The organism is Helicobacter sp. T3_23-1059, from assembly GCF_053654515.1.
The window spans coordinates 1-1,089 of the sequence record NZ_JBSIUV010000150.1 but is presented as its reverse complement, the minus strand read 5'-3'; the positions used below and the strand labels follow the sequence as shown (position 1 = coordinate 1,089).

The following is a 1,089-nucleotide window of genomic DNA, read 5'->3' as shown; positions in this document are numbered from 1 at the left end:
CTGAGAAGTTTTTAGCAGGGTTTATCGCAGGGGGTATCGCAAGCAAAGCTTTAGGTAACAAAATAATGCAAAAACACGCTGTAAAACAAATACAAAGCATACAAAACAAATACAAAGCCTTAGAAAAAAATAATTTGCCTTTATTTGCTAAGATTTTAAGGCAAATTTCACCGCAAACTTTTATAAAACAAGCAAAGGAAATAAACGCTTTGAGTAATGAAATTTTTAATAAAGAATTAAGCCAAGCTATAAAAAATGCAATAAATAGCAATAAAATAGAATCTTTACCACAGGCAAATTTTAATAACATAAGCGATTTTAGAGGGGTTTTTGACAGAATAGAAAACAATATAGGTTATATATCCACACCGCTAGGGGAAGTAAAAGTCAATACACAATATGCCTTACAACATTTTAAAAACAACACTTATCACAAAGACAGAACAGCTATCAAAGGTGGATTTTTTGAAACTTTTAGGAATCCGCTTTTTATAGTCGAAGACAACACAAATGGAAAAGGTAGCATATACTTTTATAAACCATTTTATGACAAAGAAAAAAATATGTTAAATCTTTTTGGAATCGCAGTAAATGAAAAAGGAATTACAAATTTTAAGACATATTACCTAGATGAAAAAAATACTAGACTGAAGCAAATATTAAAAAATGGTAGAGTAAGTATAAAGTATGTAGCCAAAGAATAAAATGCTTGCATCGCGCAGACACTTTTTGCAATCTATCACAACAAAAAGCCGTTTGTGAAATAAGCCCCTTAGATAGAAACAGGTTTAGGCTTACCACCGCGATACAAACTAAAACGCATTATACCAAATCTTATTAAAAAAGGACAAAAAATGGACAAAATCCAAGAATTGCAAGCGACAATCACAACTAAAGGAATATGCAATGGATAACATAACAATCATACAAAACGGCATAAGCAACACACAACCAAGCAATGAAATAATTACATTGCAAAAAGGGGAGCGCATAACAATCAAAGGAAAATTTTCAACAGCAAGTCAATTTTATCATCGCTCGCGTTTTTGGACTTTTGTTTTTACTGATAACAACGCACAAATAGATGGC

General features: G+C 31.4%; 2 protein-coding genes. Both read left to right on the top strand.

What is annotated here, in order from left to right; genetic code table 11:
* Positions 1-704, top strand: a 704-nt coding sequence (locus tag ACWIX0_RS13705; protein ID WP_454174540.1) for a hypothetical protein, incomplete at its 5' end; no start/stop codon positions are given.
* A 202-nt stretch (positions 705-906) separates the two neighbouring features.
* Positions 907-1,089 (top strand): hypothetical protein (locus tag ACWIX0_RS13700; RefSeq protein WP_454174539.1); only part of this gene is annotated, 183 nt, incomplete at its 3' end.